The sequence below is a fragment of the Agrobacterium sp. 22-209-1 genome (assembly GCF_053522485.1).
On record NZ_JBNWCH010000026.1, the window covers coordinates 1 to 781 of the forward strand.

At 50.4% G+C, this 781-nt stretch carries 1 protein-coding gene; it reads right to left on the reverse strand.

The window, feature by feature from the left end; genetic code table 11:
- Positions 1–49: 49 nt before the first annotated feature.
- Complete coding sequence (locus tag ACQZ48_RS23400) at positions 50–304, reverse strand: type II toxin-antitoxin system prevent-host-death family antitoxin (RefSeq protein WP_448729561.1); 255 nt, start codon at positions 302–304, stop codon at positions 50–52.
- Positions 305–781 lie beyond the last annotated feature (477 nt).

The window sequence follows — 781 nt, forward strand, 5'->3', positions numbered from 1 at the left end:
GTTCGTAGCGGCGGCGTGTCATCATAGCTCCTAATTCGGAAGCCTTGAATCACGCGGAACGCAATGCGCCAAGAGAATTTATGAGTTTACCGCCTAGCAAAGCGTCAGACATATTATTAATAGTGCCAACCGCACGCAGATCAGACTGCCGCATCAAACGTTCATAATCCTCGATATTAAGAAGAACCAGACGAGGCTTGTTGCGCTGGGTGATCGTCACCGGATGACGAAGCGCCTCAGCGATAATATCACCCGACTTCCTGGAAAGGTCACTCGTGGTGTAGGAATTACCTGAACCTGCCATCAAACACACTCCCATCTTGTATCGAGCGGATAGCACGGTCACAAAAGTAAATCCATAAAATACAGCAATCCTGTAAATGCTGCACTAACTGAGCGCTGTGATAAATTTCATCCCTTTCACTGAATCTCAGCCCACAAGTCTTTTCTCTATGGTCTGACAGGTGAAGCTGTAGCCTCCAACGTCCGGAGAAAAGCATTTGCAGCCTTGTGCTTGTACACCGGCTTCAATGCCGTAAAATCCTTACGTCGCGTTCCGAAAAGGGAATCTTCCTCAATCCTCATACCAATCGTCAGCCATTCAAGCCCGCTCCACTCCACCTTGCGAAGCGCTACCAGATCCATAAGCGCCCGAAGAGGCCTAGCAACGAACGCAATCGAGCTGAACCGCACCGGCTTTGCCGGAGACCGTTTGGTTTAAGTTATGCGGCCAATGCTGGTGCGTCCAGCATGGCGTAGTATCGTTCCTCGGCCTCTGCAG